This is a genomic window from Falsihalocynthiibacter sp. CO-5D18 (assembly GCF_041205445.1).
Lineage (GTDB): Bacteria > Pseudomonadota > Alphaproteobacteria > Rhodobacterales > Rhodobacteraceae > Falsihalocynthiibacter > Falsihalocynthiibacter arcticus.
Genome location: NZ_JBGFCF010000040.1, coordinates 1 through 2,902 on the forward strand (window position 1 = coordinate 1; position 2,902 = coordinate 2,902).

A 2,902-nucleotide genomic window follows, 5' to 3' on the forward strand; every position below is an offset into this window, starting at 1 on the left:
CCTCAACCGTTGCTCAAGAAGCGGCGAACCGGTTTTTTCGCCTTGGCATTCCGTCCTTTTTCGTCAGCGACAGTTATGTGTTGCAAATGCGCGCCGCCACTCTGGGTCCGGGGGATGTTTTGTTTCTGATCTCCGCCAGTGGCGAGGCGGACGCCATTGTTGGGGCCGCTGAAATTGCTAGCGGTTATGGGGCGACGACTATTTGCATTACGAAACCGGACACGCGCCTATCCAATGCAACAAACATCGCAATCCACGCCGACCTTCCCGAAGATGGCGACATTTATAAACCGACAGCCTCACGCTATGCCCATCTAATTATCATCGACGCCCTCGCCATGTCGGTCGCTCAAGATATGGCGAGTGAAACAACTGAAAACCTCAGGCGCATAAGGGCTTCGTTGACCGCATATCATGGAAGAACGGGGCCGCAACCGCTGGGGGATTAGGGTGCCCCTGCCTGCGCATTCTGCAATTATATGGAGGAATCTGTGCAGCAAAATGTCGCGCTCTCCCAATCGGTCGCTTGCCACATCTTCGTTCTCGAAGTACTTTTCCACTATAATTTGGAATTTTGATCCTAATAATTAGCTGAGGATATATAGTATGAAAAAAGCAGCCATTACTACGGGTGCCATTCTGCTGGCACTCTTGCCGGGAACCAGTTGGGCGGACGTTAGCCAAGACACCCTCAACTCCCTTTCCGCGCCCGAGAGCATTGAGACCCGCATTGGAACATTAGAGTTCAAAGACGGCGTGCCAACTGCAAAAACGGCACAAGACGTCTATGACACGATGGACTTCACCAACGGGCTCAACGTCTATAATAACAGTTTCCGAGGTGCGTCCGCATTGGCCATCGCCAAGGGCTTTGAGGATGCTGGTGTTGCTGACAACGAGGTCAGTATTTTCTCTGGTCTTATGGACTCGGCTTCGCTGTTTTTGACCGCGAATGCCGACACCTTGTATTATCTCTCGGTCATTGACCTCTCGAAGGGACCAATGGTTCTTGACCAGCCCACAGACGGGCTCGGAACCGTCAACGACATGTGGTTTTCTTGGATCATTGATATTGGCAAGCCTGGTCCCGACCGCGGCGAAGGCGGCAAGTATTTGCTCGTCGGACCCGAGTATGACGGACCCCTGCCCGAGGGTGGCTATTTCGTCGCTGAATCCAAAACCAATAAAGTTCTTTATGCTGGTCGCGCCTTTTTGGTGAACGGCGATCCCAAACCTGCCGCACAAAATGTCAAGGATAACCTTAAAATTTACCCCTATGCTGCGGGTGGATTTGGCACCAGTATTGCTGAGGCTCTTGAAGGTAAAGTGCGCCTTGGCGGTAATGCAAAAGTTCCCGAAATGAAGTTCCACGAGCTTACAGGTGTATCGCTTAACACGATCCCCCCAAGTGATTACGGCTTTTTTGAGCTGATCAACGAGAACGTCCAAAACGAGCCTGCAACGAGCTATAACGTTGAACTCGCTGGACAACTTGCCGCGATCGGTATCGTCCACGGCAAAGAATTCGCACCAGACGAGCGGATGAAGAAAATCCTTACGGATGCCGCCGCCGTTGGTCAGGCCGCTGGACGGTCGCTGAACTGGCGGTCCGAAATGCAGCATCCAGATTGGGCCTATTACGAGGGCTCAAAGTGGGCGAATATGTTGTTTGAAGGCGGCGCTTTCTTTGAGACTCCTCCGCCAGCCTTTAAGGACGGCATGTTTGTGCCCTACCCTGCCACGGGTGCAAGAACCTTGGATTCCCGCTCGGCGTTCTACTACGCCTATACGCTCGACAGCCCTGGCATGATCATGCGTATCCCCGAGGTAGGTTCACAGTATTTGATGGGCTTCCTTGACGCCAAAGGCGAGCAGTTTGACGGCGCAAAAACGTACAAAGTCACCCTGCCCAAAGACATCCCCGCCGCGGCGTTCTGGTCCTTCACGCTGTACGACAACCAAACCCGCTCAATGTTGCAAACACCACAGAAATATCCACGTGCGGGTTCGCAAAGCTACCCCTCACCAGCCTCTGTGGCATCCGAGGACGGTTCAACAACGGTCTATTTTTCGCCTGAGCAACCCGAAGGCGTTGAACGTGGGAACTGGATTCAGACTGACCCCAAAAAAGGTTGGTTCACCCTCCTCCGCCTCTACAGCCCCTTGCCGTCCTTCTTCGACAAATCATGGCAGGTTAGCGAAATCGAATTGGTTGAATAAGGTCACCTAAGTCTATGAAAACTGGCACTGGCCCACCTCATTCTGGAGGTAGGGCCAGTCGCACCCCTGCAGTCACTTACTGGCGGTAGCTACAACTTCCCCTATTGTTCCAAACTGGTCCGAGCGAGAGCGCCTATGAGATCGGTTCGGGTCACAATGCCCACAATACAACACAGGCACGGCATCAACGTTGCCCTGCGCCATCAAGGGCAAGAGTGCGGCGAATGGCGTTGTCTCAATCGCGCGCGGGCCTGCGACGCTCATTATGTCCTTCGCGCGTACTGGCCGGTCTCTTTTAGCGTCGACAAGGCGCATCATGGCAGGGAGAAAGCCACGATGAAGGCGCAGCGCATCTTCGCGCGCCCGATCAATCAAATGAATTTGGAAAATAGTACCAAAGAAGCGATTTCCTTCCCCAACAACCGGCAAAGAGGTGAACCGGTGGTGTCTAAACAGGCTAGCGAAGTCCGTGTCCGGCGTCACCGTAACCATGTCCTTTGACATGATGTCGGATGCCGTGGCTACACCCGTTTTATGGGTTGCGGCTTGCAGTTCCGCCGCTCCGATTGAGCGTGCCAAATCTTCGGTCCCTAAGTTAAACGATTGGCTGTAGCGCTCTAGGATCGTGGTCAATTCTTCTTCCGACAGCCCAAAGCGCTCTACGGGGTCTCGGTCCCGTGTG

3 protein-coding genes are annotated in these 2,902 nt (G+C 53.7%); 2 read left to right on the plus strand and 1 reads right to left on the minus strand.

Annotated features, from left to right (window positions below; translation table 11 throughout):
• Both AB9F27_RS21640 and AB9F27_RS21645 read left to right on the plus strand, forming a co-directional pair.
• A partial coding sequence (locus tag AB9F27_RS21640) for a MurR/RpiR family transcriptional regulator (protein WP_369758169.1) occupies positions 1-449 on the plus strand: 449 nt, incomplete at its 5' end.
• A 157-nt stretch (positions 450-606) separates the two neighbouring features.
• Complete coding sequence (locus tag AB9F27_RS21645; protein WP_369758170.1) at positions 607-2,220, plus strand: DUF1254 domain-containing protein; 1,614 nt, start codon at positions 607-609, stop codon at positions 2,218-2,220.
• 72 nt (positions 2,221-2,292) lie between these two features.
• Here AB9F27_RS21645 and AB9F27_RS21650 read toward each other — a convergent pair.
• A partial coding sequence (locus AB9F27_RS21650) for a CBS domain-containing protein (protein WP_369758171.1) occupies positions 2,293-2,902 on the minus strand: 610 nt, incomplete at its 5' end.